General features: G+C 74.7%; 26 protein-coding genes, 1 tRNA gene and 1 pseudogene. 12 read left to right on the top strand and 16 right to left on the bottom strand.

Translation table 11 applies throughout. From position 1 onward, the window contains the following. A tRNA-Leu gene (locus tag DNK53_RS16440) sits at nucleotides 1–89 on the top strand. A 456-nt stretch (nucleotides 90–545) separates the two neighbouring features. Here DNK53_RS16440 and DNK53_RS18225 read toward each other — a convergent pair. Further along, the gene (locus DNK53_RS18225; protein WP_239456605.1) at nucleotides 546–1,010 is read right to left on the bottom strand and encodes a hypothetical protein; all 465 of its coding nucleotides are present in this window, start codon (nucleotides 1,008–1,010) and stop codon (nucleotides 546–548) included. Nucleotides 1,011–1,037: 27 nt separating this feature from the next. On the opposite strand from DNK53_RS18225, the gene DNK53_RS18220 reads away from it, so the two are divergent. Beyond that, the gene (locus tag DNK53_RS18220; protein ID WP_239456604.1) at nucleotides 1,038–1,235 is read left to right on the top strand and encodes a hypothetical protein; all 198 of its coding nucleotides are present in this window, start codon (nucleotides 1,038–1,040) and stop codon (nucleotides 1,233–1,235) included. Here DNK53_RS18220 and DNK53_RS18525 read toward each other — a convergent pair. Then, nucleotides 1,223–1,300, bottom strand: a pseudogene (locus DNK53_RS18525) (GMC oxidoreductase); the annotation flags it as partial. The gene DNK53_RS18220 and the pseudogene DNK53_RS18525 sit on opposite strands and share 13 nt — an antisense overlap. Nucleotides 1,301–1,571: 271 nt before the next feature. Between DNK53_RS18525 and DNK53_RS16430 the strand changes: the two are divergent. After that, the gene (locus DNK53_RS16430) at nucleotides 1,572–2,216 is read left to right on the top strand and encodes a LysR substrate-binding domain-containing protein (RefSeq protein ID WP_110183396.1); all 645 of its coding nucleotides are present in this window, start codon (nucleotides 1,572–1,574) and stop codon (nucleotides 2,214–2,216) included. A gap of 48 nt (nucleotides 2,217–2,264) precedes the next feature. Continuing rightward, the gene (locus DNK53_RS16425) at nucleotides 2,265–2,873 is read left to right on the top strand and encodes a class I SAM-dependent methyltransferase (protein ID WP_110183395.1); all 609 of its coding nucleotides are present in this window, start codon (nucleotides 2,265–2,267) and stop codon (nucleotides 2,871–2,873) included. 75 nt (nucleotides 2,874–2,948) lie between these two features. Here DNK53_RS16425 and DNK53_RS16420 read toward each other — a convergent pair whose 3' ends face one another. From DNK53_RS16420 to DNK53_RS16410, 3 genes are read right to left on the bottom strand one after another with little or no spacing between them, the layout of a single operon-like run. Beyond that, on the bottom strand, nucleotides 2,949–3,635 hold the full coding sequence (locus DNK53_RS16420) for a sulfotransferase (RefSeq protein WP_110183394.1): 687 nt from the start codon (nucleotides 3,633–3,635) through the stop codon (nucleotides 2,949–2,951). 9 nt (nucleotides 3,636–3,644) lie between these two features. Further along, nucleotides 3,645–4,238: a nucleosidase gene (locus tag DNK53_RS16415; protein WP_239456603.1), complete on the bottom strand. Its 594-nt coding sequence runs from the start codon at nucleotides 4,236–4,238 to the stop codon at nucleotides 3,645–3,647. Then, nucleotides 4,235–5,671: a GuaB1 family IMP dehydrogenase-related protein gene (locus tag DNK53_RS16410; RefSeq protein WP_110183393.1), complete on the bottom strand. Its 1,437-nt coding sequence runs from the start codon at nucleotides 5,669–5,671 to the stop codon at nucleotides 4,235–4,237. Before DNK53_RS16410 ends, DNK53_RS16415 begins: the two co-directional genes overlap by 4 nt. Nucleotides 5,672–5,704: 33 nt before the next feature. Here DNK53_RS16410 and DNK53_RS16405 point away from each other — a divergent pair, with 33 nt between their 5' ends. Then, nucleotides 5,705–6,787, top strand: coding sequence for a galactokinase (locus tag DNK53_RS16405; RefSeq protein ID WP_110183392.1), 1,083 nt, complete (start codon nucleotides 5,705–5,707; stop codon nucleotides 6,785–6,787). 30 nt (nucleotides 6,788–6,817) lie between these two features. Here the strand turns inward: DNK53_RS16405 and DNK53_RS16400 are convergent, their stop codons facing one another. Genes DNK53_RS16400 through DNK53_RS16390 form a run of 3 tightly spaced genes read right to left on the bottom strand, consistent with a single transcriptional unit; the run spans nucleotide 6,818 to nucleotide 9,820 of the window. After that, entirely contained in the window at nucleotides 6,818–7,762 is a 945-nt protein-coding gene (locus DNK53_RS16400; RefSeq protein ID WP_204163985.1) for an NADP-dependent oxidoreductase, read from the bottom strand. Between the two features lie 9 nt (nucleotides 7,763–7,771). Next, nucleotides 7,772–9,193: a pyridoxal phosphate-dependent decarboxylase family protein gene (locus tag DNK53_RS16395; protein ID WP_204163984.1), complete on the bottom strand. Its 1,422-nt coding sequence runs from the start codon at nucleotides 9,191–9,193 to the stop codon at nucleotides 7,772–7,774. 9 nt (nucleotides 9,194–9,202) lie between these two features. Continuing rightward, a complete protein-coding gene (locus DNK53_RS16390) occupies nucleotides 9,203–9,820 on the bottom strand; it encodes a hypothetical protein (protein WP_110183390.1) in 618 nt (205 codons plus the stop codon). Nucleotides 9,821–9,935: 115 nt separating this feature from the next. Here DNK53_RS16390 and DNK53_RS16385 point away from each other — a divergent pair, with 115 nt between their 5' ends. After that, nucleotides 9,936–10,229, top strand: coding sequence for a YiaA/YiaB family inner membrane protein (locus tag DNK53_RS16385; protein ID WP_110183389.1), 294 nt, complete (start codon nucleotides 9,936–9,938; stop codon nucleotides 10,227–10,229). Nucleotides 10,230–10,265: 36 nt separating this feature from the next. Here the strand turns inward: DNK53_RS16385 and DNK53_RS16380 are convergent, their stop codons facing one another. Further along, nucleotides 10,266–11,489, bottom strand: coding sequence for an acyl-CoA dehydrogenase family protein (locus DNK53_RS16380; RefSeq protein WP_110183388.1), 1,224 nt, complete (start codon nucleotides 11,487–11,489; stop codon nucleotides 10,266–10,268). A gap of 16 nt (nucleotides 11,490–11,505) precedes the next feature. After that, entirely contained in the window at nucleotides 11,506–12,858 is a 1,353-nt protein-coding gene (locus tag DNK53_RS16375; RefSeq protein ID WP_110183387.1) for an acyl-CoA dehydrogenase family protein, read from the bottom strand. A gap of 88 nt (nucleotides 12,859–12,946) precedes the next feature. Here DNK53_RS16375 and def point away from each other — a divergent pair, with 88 nt between their 5' ends. Together def and DNK53_RS16365 are read left to right on the top strand one after the other, a co-directional pair. After that, the gene (def, locus tag DNK53_RS16370; RefSeq protein ID WP_239456602.1) at nucleotides 12,947–13,537 is read left to right on the top strand and encodes a peptide deformylase; all 591 of its coding nucleotides are present in this window, start codon (nucleotides 12,947–12,949) and stop codon (nucleotides 13,535–13,537) included. Between the two features lie 45 nt (nucleotides 13,538–13,582). After that, the gene (locus DNK53_RS16365) at nucleotides 13,583–14,926 is read left to right on the top strand and encodes a hypothetical protein (protein WP_110183386.1); all 1,344 of its coding nucleotides are present in this window, start codon (nucleotides 13,583–13,585) and stop codon (nucleotides 14,924–14,926) included. Nucleotides 14,927–14,935: 9 nt separating this feature from the next. Here DNK53_RS16365 and DNK53_RS16360 read toward each other — a convergent pair whose 3' ends face one another. Next, a complete protein-coding gene (locus tag DNK53_RS16360) occupies nucleotides 14,936–15,739 on the bottom strand; it encodes a TrmH family RNA methyltransferase (protein WP_110183385.1) in 804 nt (267 codons plus the stop codon). 4 nt (nucleotides 15,740–15,743) lie between these two features. Beyond that, a complete protein-coding gene (gene cobA / locus DNK53_RS16355) occupies nucleotides 15,744–17,000 on the bottom strand; it encodes a uroporphyrinogen-III C-methyltransferase (protein ID WP_110183384.1) in 1,257 nt (418 codons plus the stop codon). Nucleotides 17,001–17,051: 51 nt separating this feature from the next. On the opposite strand from cobA, the gene DNK53_RS16350 reads away from it, so the two are divergent. Continuing rightward, nucleotides 17,052–17,573 carry a YbhB/YbcL family Raf kinase inhibitor-like protein gene (locus tag DNK53_RS16350; protein WP_110183383.1) on the top strand — a complete coding sequence of 174 codons (522 nt, stop codon included), beginning with the start codon at nucleotides 17,052–17,054 and terminating at the stop codon, nucleotides 17,571–17,573. Nucleotides 17,574–17,608: 35 nt separating this feature from the next. After that, nucleotides 17,609–18,589, top strand: a complete 981-nt coding sequence (locus tag DNK53_RS16345) for an alpha/beta hydrolase (protein WP_110183382.1) — start codon at nucleotides 17,609–17,611, stop codon at nucleotides 18,587–18,589. 16 nt (nucleotides 18,590–18,605) lie between these two features. On the opposite strand, the gene DNK53_RS16340 is transcribed toward DNK53_RS16345, so the two are convergent. From DNK53_RS16340 to DNK53_RS16330, 3 genes are read right to left on the bottom strand one after another with little or no spacing between them, the layout of a single operon-like run. Continuing rightward, nucleotides 18,606–19,370, bottom strand: a complete 765-nt coding sequence (locus tag DNK53_RS16340) for a sulfite exporter TauE/SafE family protein (protein ID WP_110183381.1) — start codon at nucleotides 19,368–19,370, stop codon at nucleotides 18,606–18,608. Further along, a complete protein-coding gene (locus DNK53_RS16335) occupies nucleotides 19,367–20,503 on the bottom strand; it encodes an SPFH domain-containing protein (protein WP_110183380.1) in 1,137 nt (378 codons plus the stop codon). Before DNK53_RS16335 ends, DNK53_RS16340 begins: the two co-directional genes overlap by 4 nt. Nucleotides 20,504–20,539: 36 nt before the next feature. Then, nucleotides 20,540–21,001, bottom strand: a complete 462-nt coding sequence (locus tag DNK53_RS16330; protein ID WP_110183379.1) for an NfeD family protein — start codon at nucleotides 20,999–21,001, stop codon at nucleotides 20,540–20,542. A gap of 90 nt (nucleotides 21,002–21,091) precedes the next feature. On the opposite strand from DNK53_RS16330, the gene DNK53_RS16325 reads away from it, so the two are divergent. Then, nucleotides 21,092–22,039 (top strand): Gmad2 immunoglobulin-like domain-containing protein, encoded by a 948-nt coding sequence (locus tag DNK53_RS16325; protein ID WP_162599988.1) that lies wholly within the window; start codon nucleotides 21,092–21,094, stop codon nucleotides 22,037–22,039. A gap of 240 nt (nucleotides 22,040–22,279) precedes the next feature. Here DNK53_RS16325 and DNK53_RS16315 read toward each other — a convergent pair whose 3' ends face one another. Further along, a complete protein-coding gene (locus DNK53_RS16315) occupies nucleotides 22,280–23,080 on the bottom strand; it encodes an ABC transporter ATP-binding protein (protein WP_110183583.1) in 801 nt (266 codons plus the stop codon). A 53-nt stretch (nucleotides 23,081–23,133) separates the two neighbouring features. On the opposite strand from DNK53_RS16315, the gene DNK53_RS16310 reads away from it, so the two are divergent. Next, on the top strand, nucleotides 23,134–23,910 hold the full coding sequence (locus DNK53_RS16310) for a hypothetical protein (RefSeq protein ID WP_110183377.1): 777 nt from the start codon (nucleotides 23,134–23,136) through the stop codon (nucleotides 23,908–23,910). Nucleotides 23,911–23,937: the final 27 nt, after the last annotated feature.

The following is a 23,937-nucleotide window of genomic DNA, read 5'->3' as shown; positions in this document are numbered from 1 at the left end:
GTCCGGGTGGCGGAATTGGCAGACGCGCTAGCTTGAGGTGCTAGTGCCCTTTATCGGGCGTGGGGGTTCAAGTCCCCCCTCGGACACCAGCAGGACCCCCGCACCGATCCGTCGGCGCGGGGGTCCTCCCCATTTCGGCGCTCCCTGTGGTGCAGGAATCCCCGCTCAGGCGGGGATCGCTGAGGTTCGTGCCCCGTGCATGCCCTGCCAACCCGCAGGAACCCGTGCCAAGTTCGTCGCGGACCCCTGAGCCCGGCGGGATCGGCACGCACGGTCGTCAGCGCGACCACGTTGGCCCCGAGAGTGGTCCCGGGAGTGGTCCGGGGGCTCCGAGTGGTCACGGGGTGCGCGAAGTGGTCACGGGAGTGGCTCTGGACCCACTCCCAGCACTCCCTGCGACCACTTGGAGAGTGAAGGTGTCGGAATCCCCGCTCAGGCGGTGATCGCTGAGCTTCATGCCCCTTGCATGCCCCGCCAAGCCACAGGAAGCCCAGCCAGGTCCGTGCGTCCGACCGTCCCGGAACGCGCAGCGGCCGGGCGTCGGGTCAGGGACGACGGGGGTCAGGGACAGCGCAGCAGGAACGGCGTCCCGCCGAGGGCCGCAGACCGGGCACGTCGACGTACGTCATCCCGAGGTAGCTGCCGTCGGGACGCACCCGCACCTCGTCGCGGACCCACGGCCAGGGGCGCCGCGAGGCGCGGGCGTAGGTGACGACGAGCGCGGGGCGACCGTCCGCGCGGGAGGGTCCGATCCGCGCGGTCATGGGCAGGGTCTCGACCAGGGCGCCGCCGGAGCGGACGAGGTTCTGGCCGGCGAGGTGGTCCTGCTCGGGCCGGAACCGCTTGCCGTACCAGCGGGGCAGCCCGATCAGGCCGAGCCCGGCGGGAGCGATCCGGCGCAGCGGCGCGACGAAGACCGCCTCGAGGTCGCCGGCCAGCTCGTGGGGCCCGGGGGCAGAGAGGCTGCCCCACTCGCGCCGCAGGGAGAGCAGGTGGGGCTGGCGTGGCACGGGGACCTCCGAGGACGAGCGGACGGGATGTCGGACGGGGCGCCGGACGGCGCCCCGGACACCGGTACGGCGACGGCGGGCGCCGCCGCAGCGGGCACCCTCGGCGGCCGGACGGGCGCCTCCGGCGCGGGGAACCGCGCCGCGAAGCGCTCGGCCAGGGCGGTGATCGTCAGCGACGGGTTCACCCCGAGGTTGGCGGGGATCACGCTGGCGTCGGCCACGTAGAGCCCCGGGTGCCCGAAGACCTCGTGGTCGGAGTCGACCACACCCTCCCCCGCGTGCCGGCCCATCACCGCACCCCCGAGGACGTCCGCGGTCACCGAGAGGCCGCCGAGGGTCTCCCCGAGCAGGTTGAGCGGGCGGTCTCCGGACGACTCGGCGAAGGCGCGGGTCACCCGGTTGGCCACCGGCAGGTGGCTGGGCGCGCCGGCCGTGGGTGACGCGCGACCGCTGCCGACCACGACGACGTCCGCGTCGAGGCCGCTGGTGTGCGTCTCGCCACGCGCCCTAGTGTCCCGCGTCCGACAGCGGGTCGCTTTCGGGCCGTGACAGGCTGACCCCGTGCCCTCCACCCCGCGCCGCAAGCAGGCGCAGCGTCCCTCCCCCGAGCCCGCCACCCCGACCGCCCCGCTCCGTGTGGCGTTCGTCCCCGGCGCCACCCCCGACAAGTGGGCCCGCGCGTGGCGCGATCGGAGCCCCGTCCGTCTCGTCCTCGTCCCCGTCGAGGAGGAGGAGCAGCGCGCGGTCCTGGACGACGGCCGCGCCGACATGGTGCTCGCGCGGCTGCCGATCGGCGGCCAGGACGCCGACCTCTTCTGCATCCCGCTCTACGAGGAGCTGCCCGTCGTCGTCGTGGGGCTCGACCACCCCGCCTCGGTGCTGGACGAGCTGACGGCCGCCGACCTGGCCGAGGAGCAGTTCGTCCTGGGACCTCCCGTCGGGCTCGAGCCGGCGGTCGACCAGCTCGACTTCCCGCCGATGACACCCCGGGAGGCCGTCGAGGTCGCTGCCAGCGGCACCGGCGTCGTGGTGCTCCCCATGTCGGTCGCCCGCCTGCACCACCGCAAGGACGTCGTGCACCGGGTCGTCACCGACCTGCCGACCACCCGGATGGCGCTGGCCTGGCACCGCGACCGGGACGACGAGACCACCCAGGCGTTCGTCGGCGTGGTGCGGGGTCGCACGGCCCGCAGCTCGCGGGGCTGATCACGGGCTGGGCGCGGGTCCGGCGGGCCCATGGGTGACCATGGGCCCATGACTGGAGAGACCGCGTCCCCCGGCACCCCCCGCTGGTTCACCGACACCAAGGAGTCGCACTCCGAGTGGTACGTCGAGCGGTTCCGCACGATGGCCGCGGAGGGAGCCGACCTCGACGGCGAGGCACGCATGGTCGACGCGATGCTCCCGCGCGGCGCGCGGGTGCTCGACGCCGGGTGCGGGCCGGGCCGGCTGGCCGGTGCCCTGGCCCGTCGCGGCCACGACGTCTGGGGCGTCGACGTCGACCCCGTCCTGGTCGAGGCGGCCGAGGTGGACCACCCCGGCCCGACCTACCGGGTCGCCGACCTGGCCACCCTGGACCTCGGCACCGACCCCTTCGACCTCGTCGTCTCGGCCGGGAACGTCATGCTCTTCCTCGCCCCGGACACCGAGCGCGCGGTGCTCGCCCGGCTGCGCGAGCACCTGCGCCCCGGCGGCCGTCTCGTGATCGGCTTCCGCCGCGACCCCGACGCCTACACCTGGGACCGGCTGGACGCCGACGCCCTCGCGCTGGGCCTCACCCGCGACCACCGGTTCGGCACCTGGGACCTCGAGCCCTGGACCGAGGAGTCCGACTTCGCCGTCACCGTCCTCCGCCGCGCCTGAGACCCCCGTCCGGGACGGCCGGCCGAGCCCGCGCCCGCGCCCGACGCCGGGGGGACGAGCCGGTCCGGTACGCCGTCAGGCGCGCGCCTTGATCGAGTGCGGCACCGCGAGGGTGCGGGCGATCCGCTCCTCGTCGAAGCGCTCCCCCAGCCAGTCGAAGAGGCCACGCAGCGCGCCCGGGTCGTCGCGGAAGTCGTCGTAGTGGACCCGGTACGCCGCGTCCCCCAGGTCGTCGGCGACCTGGAGGATCCGCTCCTCGATCACCTCCAGCCGCCCCAGGGGGTCGTCCTTGTGGCGCCAGAAGGCGCTCGCCGCGACGTCGGGCAGGTTGCGGGTGTTGACCACGAACCGCGCACCCGGGAAGACCTGGCGCAGGAAGTCGACGTACTTGGCGAGGTCCTGGTCGTACCACCGGATCTCCTTGAACCCCGTGACCCTGGTGCCGGGCTCGGGGCGCAGCAGCGTGTCGAGCACGAGCCGGCGCACCCCGCGCAGCGAGGCGTCCTCGTCGAAGCCGTGGATCCCGAACCACGGGTGCGTCGAGGCCTGGGCGTTGCGCGGGTTGACCCGCGCCTGCTCGACCAGGCCGCTGCGGTGGAACTCGTAGAGGTGGCGGACAGCGTGCCGGTTCTCGCCGCGGATGAGGTAGCCGGGGATCGAGTTGAGGATCCCCATCAGCAGGGTCGACCCCGACCGGCCGTAGGTCATCACGAAGACGTAGTCGAGCTCGTCGCCGTCGGCGACCCGTCTCCTCAGCCTCACCCGGCGATCCTATCCGTCGGTGCCGGAGCGTCCCGCGACGCGCTCCCCGACCCAGCGGCCCAGCACGCGGGCGCTGGCGTCCACGACGTCGGGCCAGTCCATCGCGGACTCGTCGGCGGTGTCCGAGACGTGCTTCGCCAGGCGGCAGGGCACCCCGAACGAGGCGGCCGTCCACGCGACGGCGTACCCCTCCATGTCGACGAGATGGGCGCGCTCGGCCAGCCGGTCCCGCACCGCCGGGTCGGTGACGAAGAGGTCGCCGGTGGCCAGCACGGTCTCCCCCTCCCCGACCACGAGGCGCTCCTGGGGGTCGTAGCCGAGCGCCCGCACGGCGTCGGCGTTGATCTCGTGGTTGAGCACGACCCCGGGCTCGTGCAGCCCCTCCAGGCCGGGACGCAGGGCCCCGGCCGTGCCGACGTTGAGCACCGTGAGCCCGTCGAGGTCGCCCCACCCGGCGAGCGCCCGCGCGGTGACGGCGGCGGCCGCCGTCTTGCCCAGCCCCGTCACCACCAGTGGGACGCCGGGGGGCAGGTGCGCCGCCTCGGCCGCCGTCGCGGCGACCACGAGGAACCGCTGGGGGGAGCCACCGTCCACCGTGGTCACCAGCTGCTCGACAGGGGTCGGCCCTCGTGGAACCCGGCCGCGGACTGGACACCGACCACCGCGCGCTCGTGCAGCTCCTCGAGCGTGCGCGCGCCGGCGTACGTGCACGCTGAGCGGACCCCGCTGCAGATCTCGTCGACCAGGTCCTCCACGCCCGGGCGGGCCGGGTCGAGGTACATCCGGGAGGAGGAGATCCCCTCCTCGTAGAGGCCCTTGCGGGCCCGGTCGAACGCGGACTCCTGCGAGGTCCGGCGGGCGACGGCCCGGGCGGAGGCCATCCCGAAGGACTGCTTGAAGGAGCGACCCTCGGCGTCCTGCAGCAGGTCGCCGGGCGACTCGTGGGTGCCGGCGAACCAGGAGCCGATCATCACCGACGAGGCCCCGGCCGCCAGCGCGAGCGCGACGTCGCGCGGGTGCCGCACGCCGCCGTCGGCCCAGACGTGGGCACCCCGGGCGCGGGCGACCTCGGCGCACTCGAGCACCGCCGAGAACTGCGGCCGGCCGACCCCCGTCATCATCCGGGTGGTGCACATGGCGCCCGGTCCGACCCCGACCTTGACGATGTCGGCACCGGCGTCCAGCAGCGCGGTGGTCCCCTCGGCCGAGACGACGTTCCCGGCGGCGACGGGGACGCCGGGCGAGAGGGAGCGGACGGCGCGGAGCGCGGCGGTCATCCGTTCCTGGTGGCCGTGGGCGGTGTCGACGACGAGGCAGTCGACGCCGGCCTCGAGCAGGCCGGCGGCCTTCTGCGCCACGTCGCCGTTGACGCCGACCGCGGCGGCGACCCGCAGTCGCCCGTCCGCGTCGGTGGCGGCGTCGTAGACGGTCGCCCGCAGCGCCCCGGCCTGGGTCAGCACGCCGACCAGGTCACCCGCCTCGTCCACGGCGACCGCCAGCGGCGCGCGGGAGTGCTCGAGCCGGTCGAAGACCTCGCGCGGGTCCGTCGCCTCCGCGACCAGGACCAGCTCGGGGTCCATCACCTCCCGGAGCTGGGTGAACCGGTCGACCCCGGCGCACGCCGCCTCGACGACGACGCCGACCGGCCGCCTGCCGTCCAGCACCACCGCGGCCCCGTGGGAGCGCTTGGGGATGAGCTGGAGCGCCTCGGCCACGGTCTGGTCGCCCGTGAGCTCGATCGCGGTGTCGAAGACCGTGTGGCGCGCCTTCACCCAGGCGACGACCTCCGCCACCACCGGCAGCGGGATGTCCTGGGGCAGCACGGTGAGGGCCCCGCGCCGGGCGGTGGTCTCGGCCATCCGCCGGCCGGCGATGGCGGTCATGTTGGAGACCACGAGCGGGACCGTCGCCCCGGTGCCGTCCCCCGTGGCCAGGTCGACGTCGAAGCGGCTCGCGACGTCGGAGCCACGCGGGACCATGAAGACGTCGCCGTAGGTCAGGTCGTGCGCCGGGGTGCGGTCGTGGAGGAATCTCACGTCGGCCAACGTACCGGTGACTAGGCTCCGTCCGTGCTCGAGACAGTCGTCGACCTCGACGCGGCCGTGCGCGAGGGCTTCCTCCGTCTGGCCGGCCGCGAGCCTGCCGTCGTGGCGCGGGCGCCGGGGCGGGTCAACCTCGTCGGGGAGCACGTCGACTACCTCGGGGGCAGCTGCCTGCCGATCGCGCTACCGCTGGCCACGTGGGTCGCGCTGGCCCCGCGGGACGACGGCGTCGTGCGGGTGGCGAGCACCGCCGAGCCCCTGCCGTGGACGGGGCCGGCTGGCGAGCAGGCGGTCGGCTGGGCGAGGTACGTGACCTCCGCCCTGGCCGCCGTGGGCCACCGCGGAGGCGCGGACCTCCTGGTCGACAGCACGGTCCCGCTCGGCTCCGGCCTCTCCAGCTCGGCCGCCCTGGTCTGCGCCGTGGCCCGGGCGACGAGCACGGCCACGGCGGAGGCGCTCGTGGAGCCCTGCCTGCGCGCGGAGCGCGAGCGCGTGGGCGCACCGACGGGCGGGATGGACCAGACCGTCTGCCTGCTCGCCCGCCGCGGGCACGCGCTGCTCCTCGACTTCGGTGACGGCACCCGCCGGCACGTGCCGTGGCACCCCGAGGCCGACGGGCTCGAGCTCCTGGTCGTCGACACCCGCACCCGGCACGCCCACGCGGAGGGCGGCTACGGGTCCCGCCGCGCCGAGGGCGAGCGCGCGGTGGCGGCCGGACCGTCCGTCGCGGACCCGCTCCTGCGCCGACGCCTTCGGCACGTGGTCACGGAGGACGAGCGGGTACGCCGCGTGGTCGCGGCAGCCGGCGCGCGGGACTGGCCCGCGGTGGGGGCGGCGTTCACGGCGTCGCACACCAGCCTGCGAGACGACTACGAGGTCTCCTGCCCCGAGCTGGACGTGACGGTCGAGGCCGCCCTCGCGGCCGGCGCGCTGGGGGCGCGAATGACCGGCGGAGGCTTCGGCGGCTGCGCGATCGCGTTGGCGCCCCGCACCCGCCGCGAGACGCTGCTGGGGGCGGTCGGCACCGCGTACGCCCACCGCGGATGGGGGGCGCCGCGGGCCTGGGTGGTAGAGGCCTCCGGACCCGCCACCCTGCTCACCACGCCCTGAGCCCTCGGCCAGGACGCGCCCGACCCGGGCTCAGAGCTCCAGGACGAGGCGGCCGCGGACGCCGCCCTTCTCGAGCAGCCGGTGGGCCTCCGCGGCCTCGGCGGCGGGCAGGGTCCTGGCGACGCGCAGGGTGAGCACCCCGTCCTCCGCCTGCTGGCGGAGCCGGTCCAGCAGGGCCTGCTCCTCGGCGTACTCCACGATCCACACCTGGTGGCTGGTGATCCCCCGCGGCGGCTCGGTGCGCGAGCCCCGCACGGTGGCGAACCCCCCGCCGTCCCGGATCGCCGGGAAGAGCAGTGCGTCCTGCACCGACCCGTCGACGAGGCCGTCCACCCCGTCGGGGAACTCGGCCCGGATCCGGCGCGCGACGTCGTCGCCCCGCGGGACCACCACGTGCGCGCCCAGGTCGCGGACGAGCTGCTCGTCCTGCTCGGACGCGTCCGCCACGACCGTCAGCCCGTCGGCGCGGGCCAGCTGGACGAGGTAGCCGCCCAGGGCCCCCGCCGCACCGGTCACGGCGAGGACCTGCCCGGGCGCCAGGGCCAGCAGGTCGAGGGCGAGCCGGGCGGTGAGTCCGTTCATCGGCAGGGTCGAGGCCTCGGCGTGGCTGCTCCCGCGCGGCGCGCGGGCGACCGACCCCGCCGGCAGGGCCAGCCGCTCGGAGTAGGCGCCGTGGTGCCCGTGGGGCACCACCACCGCCATCACCCGGTCCCCGACCTCCAGCGTCGTCTCCGTGCCGGGGCCGACCGCCTCCAGCACGCCGGCGACGTCCATCCCCGGGACGTACGGCGGCGGCGACTGCCGCGCCTGGGCGCGGGCGCGGTCGCCGTTGCGGACGTAGATGTCGGTGGGGTTGACCGCCGCCGCGTGCACGCGGACGAGCAGCTCACCCGGGCCCGGCACCGGGTCGGGCAGCTCGACCTCCTCCAGCACCTCGGGTCCGCCGTACGTCCTCGCTCCGATCGCTCGCCTCACCCGAGCGTGTCACAGCAGGCCTGAGAGCGCCTGCCAGGTGCGGTCCACGTCGGCGTCCGTGGTGCGCCACCCACCCACCGCGACGCGGACGGCGGTCCGGCCCTCCACGACGGTGTGGCTCAGGTAGGCCTCCCCGGAGTCGTTCAGCGCGTGCATGAGCCGCAGGGTCTCCTCGTCGCCGGCACGCGCCCGCAGGACCACGAGGCCCAGGACGGGCTCGGTGACCAGCTCGAACCTGTCGTCGGCCTCCACCAGGTCGGCGAACCGGCGGGCCAGCCGCACGCCGTCCCGCACGTGGGCCTGCAGCCCCTCGAGCCCGTAGGTGCGCATCACCGCCATCAGCTTGAGCGCGCGGAACCGCCGCCCGAGCTGGGGGTGCCAGTCGCGCAGGTCGGCCACCGCCCCGGTCTCCGTGGCGGGGTTGCGGAGGTACTCGGGGAGCAGGCTCAGGGCACCCAGCAGCGGCGTCCGGTCCCGCACCCAGAACGCGCTGCAGTCGAAGGTGGTGAGCAGCCACTTGTGCGGGTTGGTCACGTAGGAGTCGGCGTGCTCGGCCACGCCGCGGTGGATCCAGCGGTGCTCGGGGCAGACGGCGGCGACCCCGGCCCACGCGGCGTCCACGTGCACCCAGGCGCCGTGCGGACGGGCGACCTCGCCGATCCGCGCCACGTCGTCCACCGCCCCGGTCGAGGTGGTGCCGACGGCCGCCTGGACCAGGACCGGCACCAGCCCGGCGGCGACGTCGTCGGCCAGGAGCCGCCCGAGCTCGTCGACGTCCATCGCCTGGGTCACCGGGTCGACCCCCACCAGCCGCAGCGACGACTCGCCGAGCCCGCTCATCACCACCGCCTTCTGCAGCGACGAGTGGGCCTGGGTGGAGGCGTAGACCCGCAGCCGGCCGTCCACCCCCTCGGCCCGGGCGGCGCCCCCGGTGGCCCGCTGGAGGGCGGCGAGCAGCGCGGTGAAGGTCGCGGTCGACGCGGTGTCCTGGATGACGCCCCCGCCGGGACCGTCGGAGCGGAACGCGTCGGGCAGGCCCAGCGCCCCGGCCAGCCGGTCGAGCACCACCTGCTCGACCTCGGTGAGCGCCGGGCTGGTCGCCCAGAGCATCCCCTGCGCCCCGATGCCGCTGGAGAGCAGGTCGCCGAGCACGGCCGCGGGCGAGGAGTTGGCCGGGAAGTAGGCGAGGAAGCGGGGGTGCTGCCAGTGGGTCAGGCCCGGCACCAGCACCCTGTCCAGGTCCTCCAGCACGGTGGCGAAGTCCTGTCCGGTCGCGGGCAGGACCTCGGGCAGGGCGGCCGCCACCTCGCCGGGGGCGACCTGCGAGCGGACCGGCCGGTCGTCGAGCCCGGCCCAGTAGTCGGCGATCCAGTCGACCACTGCGTGGCCGTGCCGGCGGAACTCCTCGGGGGTCATGTGCGGGGCGCTCACCCCGGCAACCTAGCCCGCGCCCTGGCCCGTCGGCGGCAGGCGCAGCCCCGACCGCCTCAGCTCGAGCTCGGCGAGGCGGCGTACGACGTCCGGCTCACGGCGACGCCACGCCCCGGCGGGGTCGTCGTCGACCCGCGCGAGCACGTGCATGGGCTGGTGGGCGAGCGCCCGCAGCGCGAAGAGGTCGAGGTCCTCGGTGGCGTCGACGAACCGGGCGCCCGCGGTGGCCTCGCGGGCGAAGCGGACGCGACGCGGCACCCGCAGGGCCAGGGCCAGCAGGGCGGGGACGGTCCCCGTCGCGGTGCCCAGCCAGAAGGCGAGGCGCTCCACCGCGTGGACGGTCGCCTCCCCCGCCTCGGCCAGCCGGTCCGACGCGGTCGCCGCGCGGTCGAAGGGAGAGGCCACCTCGTCCCCCACGAGCGGCAGGTCGTCGAGCCGGCCGCCCGCGTCGCGCAACCCCGACGCGAGCCCGCTCGCCGACTCGGCGGTCTGCTCCCCCGGCCCGGCCAGTCCCATCACCTGGTCGTGGACGGCCTGCCCCAACCAGGCGCAGGCCACCAGCCAGACCACCAGCAGGAGGTCCCCCGTGACCTGTCGCGCGCGCAGCGCCGGGAGGTCGGCGTACATCTTGGGGAGTCGGACAGGGAGTCGGACGGGGGGCTCGGGACGGGTACGCGTACTCACCCGAGACGAGTACCCACCACGATCCCGGCGACCCCCGCGGGGAGCGAAGCTCGATGCCATGAGCAACCACACGAACACGCCCCTGAAGAACACCAACGCCTTCTTCGTGCAGTCCGGCCTCGCGTTCGGCGTGGCCCTCTGCACGCTGGTGGGGGCGATCCTCTACCTGCCGGTGGACCCCTGGATCCGCGCGTTCCTCTGGATGGCCACGATGTTCCTCACGACCTCGTCGTTCACGCTCGCCAAGTGCGTGCGCGACGCCCAGGAGTCGCAGAGCGTGGCGAGCCGGATCGACCAGGCCCGCGTCGAGCGGATCCTCGCGGAGCACGACCCCTTCCGGGCCGTCGGCTGAGCGCCCCGCCGCGCCCCCTGACCCGCCTCCGGGGCGCTACCTGAGCTCGGCGCTGGAGAGGCCCAGGACGCGCCGCGCCACGATCAGCTGCTGGATCTGCTGGGTCCCCTCGAAGATGTCGAGGATCTTGGAGTCGCGCGACCACTTCTCCAGCAGCTCGGCCTCGCTGTAGCCCAGCGTCCCGGCCAGCTCCACGCAGGAGAGCGTGACGTCGGAGCCCACCCGGCCGGCCTTCGCCTTGGCCATCGAGGCCTCCAGCGAGTTGGGCTTGCGGTTGTCGGCCATCCAGGCCGCCTGCATGGCCAGCAGCCGGGCGCCCTCGAGGTCGGCCTCCAGCTGCAGGAACTTCGCGGCGGCGGCACTCTGCACCTGGGCGGGCCGGTCGTAGTCCACGGTGACGCCGGCCTGCTCGAGCAGGTCACGGGTGAGGTCGAGGGAGGCCCGGGCACAGCCGATGGCCATGGCGGCCACCATGGGGCGGGTGTTGTCGAACGTCGCCATCGCACCGCCGAAGCCGGCCTTCACGTCGATCTCGGGAGAGCCCAGGAGGTTCTCCGCGGGGACCCGGCAGTCGGTGAAGGTGATCACCGCGGTGTCGGACGCGCGGATCCCGAGCTTGTGCTCGAGCCGCTCCACCTTCATCCCGGGGGTCCCCTTCTCCACCACGAACGACTTGATCGCGGCGCGGCCCAGGCTCTTGTCCAGCGTCGCCCACACGACCACCGCGCCGGCCCGCTCGCCCGAGGTCACGAAGATCTTCTCGCCGTTGATGACGTAGTGGTCGCCGTCGAGCGTGGCGGTGGTGGTGAGGGCCGCGGAGTCGGAGCCCATCCCGGGCTCGGTGATCGCCATGGCCGCCCAGACGCCCTTGAACCGCTCCTGCTGCTCGGGGCTGGCCACCGACGCGATGGCGGCGTTGCCCAGGCCCTGGCGGGGCATCGAGAGGAGCAGGCCCGTGTCGCCCCAGCACATCTCGGCGATGGAGAGGATCGACGCCAGGTTGGCGCCGTTGCGCACGCCCCCGTCGTCGGCCTTCCTGGTGGGCTTCTGCTCGGCGCTCACGCCGGTGGCGCCGGCGCCCTCGGCGGTCCCGGACTCCGACAGCCCGTCGATCATCGCGGCCAGCATGTCGAGCTCCTTGGGGTAGGAGTGCTCGGCCGCGTCGTACTTGCGGGAGATGGGACGCAGCATGTTCATCGCGACCTGGTGGGCCTGGTCGATCAGCATGCGGTGCTTGCGGGGGGTCTCGAGGTTGATCATCGTGGGTGCCCCGTCCTCAGACGAGGACGCCTCCTTCCATCACGCCGAGGGCCCTCAGGTCGCGGTACCACCGCTCCACCGGGTGCTCCTTGACGAAGCCGTGTCCGCCGAGCAGCTGCACGCCGTCCAGCCCGATCTTCATGCCCTTGTCGGCGCAGAGCCGCCGAGCGAGCGCCACCTCGCGGGCGAACTCCTTGCCCTGGGCGGCCCGCGAGGCCGCGCGCCACGTGACGAGACGCATCGCCTGCAGCTCGATCGCCATGTCGGCGACCATGAAGGCGACCGCCTGGCGGTGGGCCACGGGCTCGCCGAACGCCTCCCGCTCCTTGACGTAGGGGATGACGTAGTCGAGGACGGCCTGACCGGTCCCGACGGCGAGGGCGCACCAGGCCAGGCGCGAGAGCCGCACGCACTCGGCGTACGTCGTGCCGTCGGCCTCGCCGAGCAGCTCGGCCGGCACGTCGGTGAGCTCGAGCCGGGTGAGGCCGGCGGCCCGCACCCCCATCGACGGGTCGGCGACGACCTCGATGCCGGCGGCGTCGGACTCGACGAGGAAGAGGGCGGGCTTGCCGTCGAGCTCCGCCCCGACCACGAACAGCTCCGCCTCGGCCCCGCGCGGCACCGCGGACTTGGTGCCGGTCAGCCGGAAGCCCGAGCCCTCGCGTCGTGCCGACGTGCGCGGCGCCATGGCGTCGAAGAGCACCTGCGGCTCGGCGAGCGCCAGCGCCGCGGCGGGGACCTCGTCGCCGGTGAACGCGGGCAGGTAGGTCTGCTGCTGCTCGTCGGTGCCCCACAGCGAGAGCGCGGTCGCGACCGCGCCGGGCGCCAGGGCGGCGACGGCGATGCCCATGTCCCCCTTGGCCAGCGCCTCGGCGACCAGCGTCCCGGCCATGGCCGAGCGCTCCTCGGTGATCCCGCCCAGCGACTCGGGCACGCCCAGGATCGGCACCCCGATCTCGAGGCTCGCCCGCAGCACCTCCTCGGGGGCCGCGCAGGCGTCGTCGGCCTCGCCGGCGGCAGGCCGCACCACCTCGGCGGCATACTCGGAGACCACGTCGACGAGCATCTGCTCGTCCTCGGTCGGGGTGAGGTCGAAGCGCCCGGTGGCGGTCGCGCTGGGCACCCGCACGCCCGTCTCGCGGCGCCCCTTGCGGGCGAAGGTGCGACCGGCGGCCGCGGCGGTGCGGAAGCCGCTGCGAGTGGCGGTGTAGACGGCCTGCTCTGCGGTGCGACGGAGACCGACGCGGTCGAGGAGGTCGCTCTGCGCGAGCCTGCTGAGGGCCGCCACGGCATAGCCGAGCGGAGCGCGCGTCTCGCCGGACGCCACCCCGTTCCTGCCGCCAGGGCCGAGGAGCTGAGTCAGGGCCATGGCGCAAACTGTAACTCGCAGTTACACACCGCGCCACAGGACACGGCGTGTCGCAGGTCACATGCTGGACGTCGTTACGATGCCTGCCATGTCGCAGGAGCCCCTCGCCCCGTTCGGACCCCTCCCCACCGGTGGACGCGTCCGTCCGATCACCCGCTGGGGGACCGACGTGATGCACCGTCCCCAGGCGCGCGTGCAGGAGTTCGACGCAGCGCTGGCAGAGCTGGCAGCCGACATGGTCGCCACCATGTACGCCGCCGACGGCGTGGGCCTCGCCGCCTGCCAGGTCGGCGAGGACGTCGCCATGTTCGTGTTCGACTGCCCCGACGCCTCCGGCGTGCGCACGGTCGGTCTCGTGTGCAACCCCGTGCTGACGCTCCCCGAGGGGCGCGACCGCCAGCTCGACGAGGACGACGAGGGCTGCCTCTCCTTCCCCGGTGCCTTCGTCCCGTGCGCCCGACCCGACTGGGCGCGCGTCGACGGGCAGGGCCTCGACGGCGCACCGGTGACCTTCGAGGGGGACGGGCTGCTCGCCCGTTGCCTCCAGCACGAGACCGACCACACCCTCGGCACCGTCTTCGGCGACCGGCTCCCGACGAAGCAGCGCAAGAAGCTGCAGAAGGCCCACGACAAGGCGGTCGAGGAGTACCCCGCGGGCTGGCCCGCCGACACGGACTGACGCATTCGCCAGCGCCCGGGTCGCCTCCGCGGTGATCATGGCCGCATGGAGCTGAGGGGCCGGGTCTTCGCCCGGATGTGGGCGGTGGCCGCCCTGGCCCACCTCGCCGGCAACTTCCGCCAGGGCGAGCTGCTGCCGTCCCCCGACGTCCTCGGCGTCGGCCTGGCCGCGCTCGGGGTGGTCGCGACCGCCGTCCTGCTCGACCCGCGCCCGCGCCGCGTGCTGGTCCTGGCAGCCCTCGTCACGGTCACGGCCGTCCTCGAGGCCCCCGTGCTCGGCAACCACTGGCTGCTCGCCGCGCTCGTCTCCGCCGGCTACCTGCTGACCGGCGGCCGGTGGGCGCGCTTCGAGCCCCTGGCGCGGACCGTCCTGGTCGGCTTCTACTCCTTCGCCGCCTTCGCCAAGCTGAACACCGGTTTCCTCGACCCGGCGACGAGCTGCGGCACCTTCCACCTCGACCAGGCGCTGGGGCAGCTCGGGCTGCCGGGCGCGGGCACCTCCGGCCTCCTGCCCCTCCTCGCCGTCTGGGGGCCCGCCGCGGTCGAGCTCGCCGTCCCGGCGCTGCTGCTCCTCCCCCGCACCCGGCGCGCGGGGGTGCTCCTGGCGATGGCCTTCCACACGTTCCTCTCCCTCGACCTGGGGCAGCACTTCTACGACTTCACCGCCGTGCTGCTACCTCTCTTCGCGCTCTTCCTCGCCGACCCCTTCTTTGCCCGCCTCGACTCGCTCGGCGGCGTGGTCGGCAGGCGCGGGCGTCGCCTCCTGCGGACCGGGGTCGTCGTCGTGGGAGCCACGGTGACGGCCGCCAACGTGCTGCCGCTGACGGTCGGCTCGGCCGCCTGGCTCGAGTCGGGCTCCTTCCTCTGGTGGCTGCCCTACGTCGGCCTCGTCGCCTGGGCCGTGCGCCGCCCCGGCCCCCGGGCCCGGCTCACCTGGCGCCTCGGACCGGCCGGCGTCGCGCTGGCCGCGCTCGTGGTCGCCAACGGGCTGACGCCCTACCTCGAGCTCAAGTCGGCGTACGGGTGGCACATGTACGCCAACCTCGTGCTGGTGGACGGCGAGTCCAACCACCTCGTGGTGCGCGACAGCCTCCCGCTGCGGGACGGCCACGAGGACCTGGTCCGGGTCGTGGCCAGCAGCGACGCCGGGCTCGAGGCGTACGCCGACACCGCCTACCGGCTGCCCTGGCCCTCCTTCCGGTCCTACCTGCACCAGCACCCGGAGGCCTCGGTGACCTACGAGCGCGCCGGCACCACCGTGTCGGTGGACCGCGCCGCCGACTCCGGCCTCGCCGACCCGGTGCCGTGGTGGTGGCGGTGGATGCCGCTGCGGTCGGTCGACGTGGAGACCCCCGACACCTGCCAGGACTCGTTCCTGCCCGCCCTCTGAGCGGGCCGGTCAGCGCTGGGCGGCGACGTAGCAGCCAACCGCGCTGGCCGCGGCGACGTTGAGGGAGTCGATCCCGCCCTGCATCGGGATGACCGCCCGGCGGTCGGCGCTCCGCTGCCACCGCTCGGACAGCCCCGGCCCCTCGGAGCCGAGGACGAGGGCGATCCGGTCCACCCCCGCCACGGCCTCGGGCACGGGCACCGCGTCGTCGGCCAGCGTCAGGGCCACGGTGGTGAAGCCGCGCGCCGACAGCGCGGGCAGCGCGTCGTACCAGTCGTCGAGGCGCGTCCACGGCAGCGCGAAGACCGCGCCCATGGCGACCTTGACGGCCCGGCGGTAGAGCGGGTCGGCGCAGCGCGGGGAGAGCAGCACGGCGTCGAAGCCCATCGCCGCCCCCGACCGGAAGACCGCGCCCACGTTGGTGTGGTCGACCAGGTCCTCCAGCACCAGCACCGAGCGGACCCCGTCCAGCACGGTGTCCAGGTCCGGCAGCGGGCGCCGGTGCAGGGACGCCAGGGCGCCGCGGTGGACGTGGAACCCCGTGACCTCCTCGGCCAGCTCCTCGGAGACGACGTAGCAGGGCGCGTCGGTGCCGTCCAGGACGTCGGCCAGGCCGTCGAGCCAGCGCGGCGCCATGAGGAACGAGCGCGGCTCGAAGCCCGCCGCCACGGCCCGGCGGACGACTTTCGCCCCCTCGGCGAGGAAGAGCCCGTGCTCGGCCTCCAGGCTGCGGCGCAGCTGGACGTCGCGGAGGTCGCGGTAGTCCGCCAGCCGGGGGTCGTCGGCGGAGTCGATCTCCTGGAGGGTGGCCACGGGCCTACTCTGCCGTGCCCTCCCCTGCGGCGGCCCGGTCGGGGGCGGCGTACCGGTCGGGGTGGGCGACCCGGACGACGTCCCCCACGACGATGATGGCGGGCGGCCGGACGTCGTGGGCGACGAGGTCGGCGGCCAGCTCGCCGAGCGTGCTCAGCACGGTCCGCTCCCCCGGCATCGTCCCCTCCATCACCACCGCGACCGGCGTGCCGGCCGGACGGCCGCCCGCGACCAGGGCCTCCGCGATCGCCGGCGCGTTCTCCACTGCCATGAGCAGGACCACGGTCCCGCGGAGCCCGGCGACGGCCGGCCACTCGACGAGGGACTGGGGGTGGCCGGGCGGGAGGTGGCCGCTGATCACGGTGAACTCGTGCGCCACGCCCCGGTGGGTGACGGGGATCTGGGAGGCGCCGGGCACCGTGACGGACGACGAGAGGCCGGGGATGACGGTGACGGGGACCCCCGCCTCCCGGCACGCCAGCACCTCCTCGAAGCCGCGGCCGAAGACGAAGCTGTCGCCCCCCTTGAACCGGACGACCCGCTTGCCCTGTCGGGCCCGGTCGACCAGCAGCTCGTTGATCTGCTCCTGCCGCGCGCTGCGCCCGCGGGGCAGCTTGGCCACGTCGACCAGCTCGACGCCGGGGCCCAGCTCGTCGAGGAGCGCCCGCGGGGCCAGCCGGTCGGCGACGACGACGTCGGCCGACGCCAGGGCGTGCCGCGCGGCCACGGTGACCAGCTCGGGGTCGCCGGGACCGCCACCGACCAGCACCACGCCGGGCGTGCGGTCCAGCGCCCCCGTCGTGGTGAGGTGGCCGTCGCGCAGGGCGTTGAGGATGTCGTCGCGCAGCGCCGCGGACTGGTGGGGCTCGCGGTTGCCCAGCACCGCCACCGTGACCGTGCCGTGTCGTCCGGTCGCGGGGGTCCAGGCGGTGGCGGCGGAGGCGTCGTCGCTGCGGACGCAGAAGATCCGCCGTTCCTCGGCCGCCGCGGACACCTGTTCGTTGGCGTGCGGGTCGTTGGTCGCGGCGACGACGTACCAGGCGTCGTCGAGGTCCTCGGGCCGGAAGCGGCGCAGCTCGAGGTGGATCTCCGCGGCCATGCCCTCGATCGCGGGGGTCACCTGCGGCGAGACCACGGTGACCCGCGCGCCCGCCGCCAGGAGGGACGGCACCCGGCGCTGGGCCACGTGGCCGCCGCCGACGACGACGACCTTGCGGTCGGCAAGACGGAGGCCGGAGGGGTAAGGGGAGAAGTCGGTCACCGGACCATTCTCCCCGTGTGGGACGGACGCACTCTGGCTACAGTCCGAGGCATGAGCATCGAGCGTCCGACCGCCCCGAACCCCTACGACTACCTGCCCCCCGTGCCGTCGTTCACGGTGACCAGCGAGGACGTCACCGACGGCCAGCCGCTGCGGGACGACCAGGTGGCCCACCTGGGCAACACCTCCCCCCAGCTGAGCTGGGAGGGCGCCCCCGAGGGGACGCGCTCCTACGTGGTCACCTGCTTCGACCCCGACGCCCCGACGCCCTCGGGCTTCTGGCACTGGGCGCTGGTCGACCTGCCCGCCGACGTCACGTCCCTGGAGGCTGGGGCCGCCGACGGCGAGCTGCCCGGCCAGTCGTTCCAGCTGCGCAACGACGGGGGCCAGGTCGGCTTCATGGGCGCGGCGCCGCCCGAGGGCGACCAGCCGCACCGCTACTTCTACGTGGTGCACGCGGTGGGCGAGGACCAGCTCGGCATCGACGCCGACGCCTCGCCTGCGGTGATGAGCTTCAACCTTGCCTTCAAGACGCTCGGCCGCGCGATCCTGCACGGCACCTACCAGCACTGAGCCCGCGCGCCGGGTCCGGGTGGAAGACTGCCGCCATGCACGCCGTACCGCCCGGTCCCGCCGTCGACGTCCTGGGTGAGCCCTACGAGGTCGAGACCCTCGAGCTCGGCCACGACGAGGAGGGCCCGGTCGTCGCCACCCTGGTGCGGCGGCCGACCCACGGGCCCACCAACTGCGCGGTCCTGCACCTGCACGGCTTCGCCGACTACTTCTTCCAGACCGAGTACGCCGAGTGGTGGACCGACCGCGGGTACACCTTCTACGCCCTCGACCTGCGCAAGTACGGCAGGTCGCTGCGCGGCCACCAGACGCCGAACTACGTCGACGACCTCCGGCAGTACTTCCCCGAGATCGACGAGGCATTCGCCCGGATCACCCAGCGGGACGGCCACGAGGCGGTCGTCGGCTCGGCGCACTCCACCGGCGGCCTGACCCTCCCCCTGTGGGCGGACGCCCGCCGGCCCGGGCTCGCGGGGATGGTCCTCAACTCCCCGTGGCTCGACCTGCAGGGCCCGTGGTGGATGCGCACCGTGGGGACCGAGGTCGTCAAGCGCGTGGGCGAGGTGGCGCCCCGGGTGGTGGTGCCACGCACCGTCAGCGGGCTCTACGCACGCTCGCTGCACCTCGACCACGACGGCGACTGGTCCTTCGACCTGGCCTGGAAGCCGCTGGAGTCCTGGCCGGTGCGGACAGGCTGGCTGCGCGCGATCCGCGAGGGCCACGCCGCGCTGCACCGCGGCCTCGAGGTCGGGTGCCCCGCGCTGGTGCTCTCCTCCGCGCGGACCGGCCGCGCCGTGGAGATGGGCGACGAGGTGCACAGCACCGACATCGTGCTCGACGTCGAGCAGATCCGCCGCTGGGCGCCGCGCCTGGGCGCGCACGTCACGAGCGTCGCGGTCGAGGGGGCCCGGCACGACGTCGTCCTGTCCCGCCCCGGACCCCGGGCCGAGGTCTACGCGACCCTGGACCGGTGGCTGGGCGCCTGGGTCGAGGAGGAGCAGCACCCCGAGGGGTGACCTCGACGGGGTGACCTCAGCGCGTCATGAACACGGCCAGCGCCACCAGACCGACGACGACGATGGTCGCCCGCAGCCACACGTCGGGGAGGCGGCGGCCGATCCCGGCGCCGAGCTGTCCGCCCACCACCGCACCGACGGCGATCAGCCCCACGACCTGCCAGTCGACGTCGGCAACCACCGCGAACAGCAGCCCGGAGATCCCGTTGACCACCGCCCCCAGGATGTTCTTGATCCCGTTGAGCCGCTGGAGCGCCTCGTCCATGCCGATCCCCAGGATCGCCATGAGCAGGATGCCCTGCGCGGCACCGAAGTAGCCGCCGTAGACACCGGCCAGCATGATCGCCGGCCACACCCACCACGCGCCGTGGTGGGGCAGACCCCCTGTCTCCGCGTGCCGCGCCGCGACCCGGCGGGAGATCCGCGGGCCCAGCACCACGAGCACGAGGCCCAGCACCACCAGGACCGGGACGATGGCCTCGAAGGCGCCCTCGGGCAGCACCAGGAGCAGCACGGCGCCGAGGACGCCGCCGATCACGGAGGCCGACGCGAGCCGGAGCACCCGGGACCGCTGCCCGACCAGCTCGCGGCGGTAGCCGACGGCGCCGGAGACCGAGCCCGGCACCAGGCCGATGGTGTTGGAGACGTTCGCCGTGACCGGCGGGACCCCGAACGCCAGGAGGGTCGGGAACGTGATGAGCGTTCCCGACCCCACCAGGGTGTTGATCGTGCCGGCGCAGACGCCGGCGACGGCGACCAGCGCCGCCTCGAGGAGCGTCACCGGACCGGCGGCTCCTGCGACGGACCGGCGCCGCCGGGACCCGTCTCGCCGGAGGCGCCCGGAGCGGCGGGCGGCGGGGTGGCGGACGCCTGCTGGGCAGCCGCGATCGCCTCCTCCACCGCGCGGTTCGAGGCTCCCGAGCCGGACTGCGACGAGCCCACCTGCGGCAGCTGCGGCTCGCTCGGACCCATGTCGACGCGCTTCGTGGGCGTGGCCTCCTTGGGGATGCCCGCCATCTCGCTCATGGTCGACCCCAGGCCCTCCAGCGCCTTGCCGATCTCGGACGGGACGATCCACACCTTGTTGGCGTCCCCCTCGGCGATCTTGGGCATCATCTGGAGGTACTGGTAGGCCAGCAGGGACTGGTCGGGGCGGCCGTCGTGGATCGCCTGGAAGACCGTCTGGATCGCCTGCCCCTCACCCTGGGCACGCAGGATCGCGGCCTCCCGGTCGGCCTGCGCGCGCAGGATCTGCGACTCACGGTCGCCCTCGGCGGAGAGGATGGCCGCCTGCTTGGAACCCTCGGCCGTGAGGATCGCCGACTGGCGCTCGCCCTCGGCGGTGAGGATCGCGGCCCGCTTGTCGCGGTCGGCACGCATCTGCTTCTCCATCGAGTCCTTGATGGACGGCGGGGGGTCGATGCCCTTGATCTCGACGCGGCCCACGCGGATGCCCCAGCGGCCGGTGGCCTCGTCGAGCACCCCGCGCAGCCCGGAGTTGATCTGCTCGCGGCTGGTCAGCGTCTCCTCGAGGTCCATGCCGCCGACGATGTTGCGCAGCGTCGTCATCGTGAGCTGCTCGACCGCCTGGATGTAGTTGGCGATCTCGTAGGTGGCCGCGACCGGGTCGGTGACCTGGAAGTAGATCACCGTGTCGATGGAGACGACCAGGTTGTCCTCGGTGATGACGGGCTGCGGCGGGAAGCTCACGACCTGCTCGCGCAGGTCGATGAGGTAGCGGACCCGGTCGATGAACGGCACCACCACGTTGAGGCCGGCCGGCAGGGTCTGCTTGTACTTGCCGAACCGCTCCACGATGCCGGCGCGTGCCTGCGGGACGATCCGGACCGTCTTGGCCAGCACCACCACCACGAAGACGAGCAGCAGTGCAAGCAGGACGAGGAAGAACTCCATCGGCCCTCCGTTCCGAAGTAGGAGTTGCGGGTTGTGTCAGCTGTTGAGTCGGGGCACCGGGTGGACGTAGGCGGTGGCGCCCCGGATCTCGAGCACCTCCACCGTCTCCCCGGCGGCGATGACGAGCGTCTCGTCGTAGGGCGAGGCGGACCAGATCTCGCCGTCCAGCCGGATCCTGCCGGTCCGCAGGCCGCTGATCTCCTGCGTGACCTCGGCCTGGCGCCCCACGAGCTTGCCGTGGCCCAGCTGGAGCTCTGGACCTCCGTGGACCCGCGCCACCAGCGAGGGACGCAGCAGCAGGATCGCGGCCAGCGACGTCGCGGCGGCGGCGATCACCTGCACCGCGAACGGCAGCCCGAGGACAGCGGCGAGCATGCCGACCAGGGCGCCGCTCGCCAGCATGACCAGGACCAGGTCGAGGCTGAACATCTCGGCCACGCCGAGCAGCACGGCGACGCCCAGCCACGTCTCCCATGCATGGTCGCGCAGCCAGTCCATGCCGTGAGCCTATCGGTAGGAGGGGTGCCGTCGTGGCCGACCGGCGGTCAATGCGGTCCCGGGAGGGTCCCGGGTGGCAGCATCGCTCCCATGACCGCTCCCCTGCGCCGCTCCTCCCGCCCCGTCCCCCGCCACCGCCCGGCGACGCGCGCCACCGGGCTGGCCGTGGCCGCGCTGGCCACCAGCCTCCTCCTGGCCGGCTGCGGGGACGACGACGGCGAGGAGACCGCCCGGGACACGGCGACGTCCTCGAGCCCGGCCGCCACGCCGTCGCCCTCGGCGTCGCCGTCCGACGAGCCCGCGGAACCCACCGGCACCGCCGACGGCAGTCCCGCCGACCAGGCCGCGGTCTACTTCGTCGTCGACACCCGCGCGGGCCTGCGCCTGGCACGCGAGAGCCAGCCGGTCTCCGGCGACCCCGCGGTCGGCGCGCTCGAGGCGATGGTCGCCGGTCCGGTGGACCCCGACCTCACGACGAGCTGGGACCCCGCCACCCGGGTGCTCTCCGCCGAGCTCGGGTCCGACGGCGTCGTCACCGTGGACCTGTCCGCCGAGGCGCGACAGGCCGACGTCGGCTCCCCCGGCGCCGCCGCGATGGTCCAGCAGCTGGTCTGGACCGTCACCGAGGCGCTGGACCCCGACGCCTCCGTGCGGCTCCTGGTCGAGGGCGAGCCCGCCGGCGAGCTCTGGGGCGCGGTGAGCTGGGACGAGCCCGTCACGCGCGCCGCCGCCGAGGAGGTCCGCGCCCCCGTCACCGTCGACATCCCGTCCGAGGGCGCCACGGTCGCCTCCCCCGTCTCGGTGAACGGCGAGGCCAGCGCGTTCGAGGCGAACGTCCCCTGGCGGGTCCTGGACGACCGGGGTCGCGAGGTCGACTCGGGCTTCACCACCGCCGAGGAGGCGATGACCTTCGCCCCCTTCTACTTCGACGTGCGCCTCGAGCCCGGCACCTACGTCATCGAGGTCCTCGAGGACGACCCGTCGGGCGGCGAGGGCGGGGAGCCGTACGTCGAGTCGCGGACCGTCACAGTCGAGTAGGGCCTACCCCCTCAGAGCAGGTCGGCGGTCCGGACCACCTCGGCGAACTCGCCGTGCAGGCTCGTGGCCGTCGCCCGGGCCAGCTCGGCGGCGCGCAGGACGGTCCCGTCGGGGCCGGTCCGGTCGAAGCCCGTCGAGCCCCTCGGCCCGGAGCCAGGCGTCCAGGTCGGGGGTGCCCAGGAACGAGCTGTTCACCGTCGCCCCCCGGGGACCGCCACCACGGACGGGGGCGTGTCGCGCTCACGCGAAGCGGCGGGCCGGACGACGCCGCGCGGCGTACCGCCCGTCCTCCTCGGAGAGCACCAGCGGCATGCCGTAGGTCTCCGAGAGCGCCTCGGCCGTGACCACGCGGTCCAGCGGGCCCTGGGCGACCACGCGACCCGCGCGCAGCATCAGCGCGTGGGTGAAGCCGGGCGGGATCTCCTCGACGTGGTGGGAGACGAGGACGGTGGCCGGGGAGTCCGGGTCCATCGCCAGCGAGGACAGCGTGGAGACGAGGTCCTCCCGGCCCCCCAGGTCGAGCCCGGCCGCGGGCTCGTCGAAGAGCAGCAGCTCGGGGTCCGTCATCAGGGCGCGGGCGACCTGGACCCGCTTGCGCTCCCCCTCGCTCAGCGTCCCGAAGGTCCGCTCGGCGAGGTGCAGGGCGCCGACCTCGTTGAGCAGCATCGCGGCCCGCTCGTGGTCGAGCTCCTCGTAGGCCTCGCGCCAGCGGCCGAGCACGCCGTACGAGGCGGAGACCACGACGTCGCGGACCAGCTCCTGCCGCGGGATCCGGTCGGCCAGGGCGGCGCTCGTCAGCCCGATCCGCGTCCGCAGCTCGAAGACGTCGACGGTGCCGAGCACCTCCTCCAGGATGCCGGCGACGCCGCTGGTCGGGTGCATCTGCGCGGCCGCCACCTGCAGCAGCGTGGTCTTGCCGGCGCCGTTCGGGCCCAGCACGACCCACCGCTCGTCGTCCTCCACGGTCCACGTCACCGCGTCGAGGAGGAGGGTGCCGCCGCGACGCACCGAGACGTCGGCGAACTCGAGGACGGCAACCATGCCGGTCACCCTATCCGTGGCCGGGGCGGTCGCCGGAGGTAGCCTCGTTCCCCGTGACCACCCCGCTTCCCGAGGCTGCTGCGCTCGCGTGGTGGGGCACGGCCTGGCTGCGCGGCGAGGCGGTGACGGACCTGGTCCTCGACGCCCTCGCGGCCGACGGGACGCTGCACGCCGTCGCCCCCGGGGACGGGCGCGACGGGCAGGGCACGCACGACGGCGCAGGGACGCTCCTCGACCTCCTGGTGCAGCTGCGCCGCCGCGGGGCGACGTCGCTGGGGCTGGCTCTCCCCGCCGACGGCGACCCGCTCGGTCTGGGTGGTCCCCCGTCGTTCAACCTCGCGGCCCTGGAGGCCGGGCAGGCCGTCGTGGCCGCCGACGCGGGCCTGGGCGCCGTCCCGCAGGTCGTCGGGGAGTCGGTCACCTGGCAGCTCTTCCCCGCGGCCCGCCGCTCGGTGCCCGACGTCGGGGAGGCGGACCGCGAGCTGCGCGGGACGGTCCTCGCGGTCGCCGACGACCTCGCCGAGCTGGACGTCGCCCGGTGGCGACCCGAGCTCGCCGACGCGGTGATGGAGCTGCGACGCCTCCCCGCCCTCGACCCGCCACCCGGCGTGCCCGAGCGCTGCGTCTCCCTGGCCGCGCGCGCGGTGCAGGCCCTGGCGGTGGTCGAGCTGGCCGGCGAGGACCACGGCAGCCCCGTCTCCGCCTCCGAGATGGCGCGCCGCGAGGGCGCCCTCGCTCCCCTCGACCGGGCCGCCCGCCGCGCGCTGGTGGCCGCCTGCTCCCCCGAGGTGTGGCCCGACCCGCCGCGGGAGCGCCCGACCGCGGGGTGATCCCGGGCGCCCGCGCCGCCGGTGCGC

Source organism: Nocardioides solisilvae, from assembly GCF_003194625.1.
In the GTDB taxonomy this organism is placed as follows: Bacteria; Actinomycetota; Actinomycetes; order Propionibacteriales; family Nocardioidaceae; genus Nocardioides; species Nocardioides solisilvae.
The sequence above is the reverse complement of the archived record's forward strand: the minus strand, read 5'-3'. Positions and strand labels throughout refer to the sequence as shown.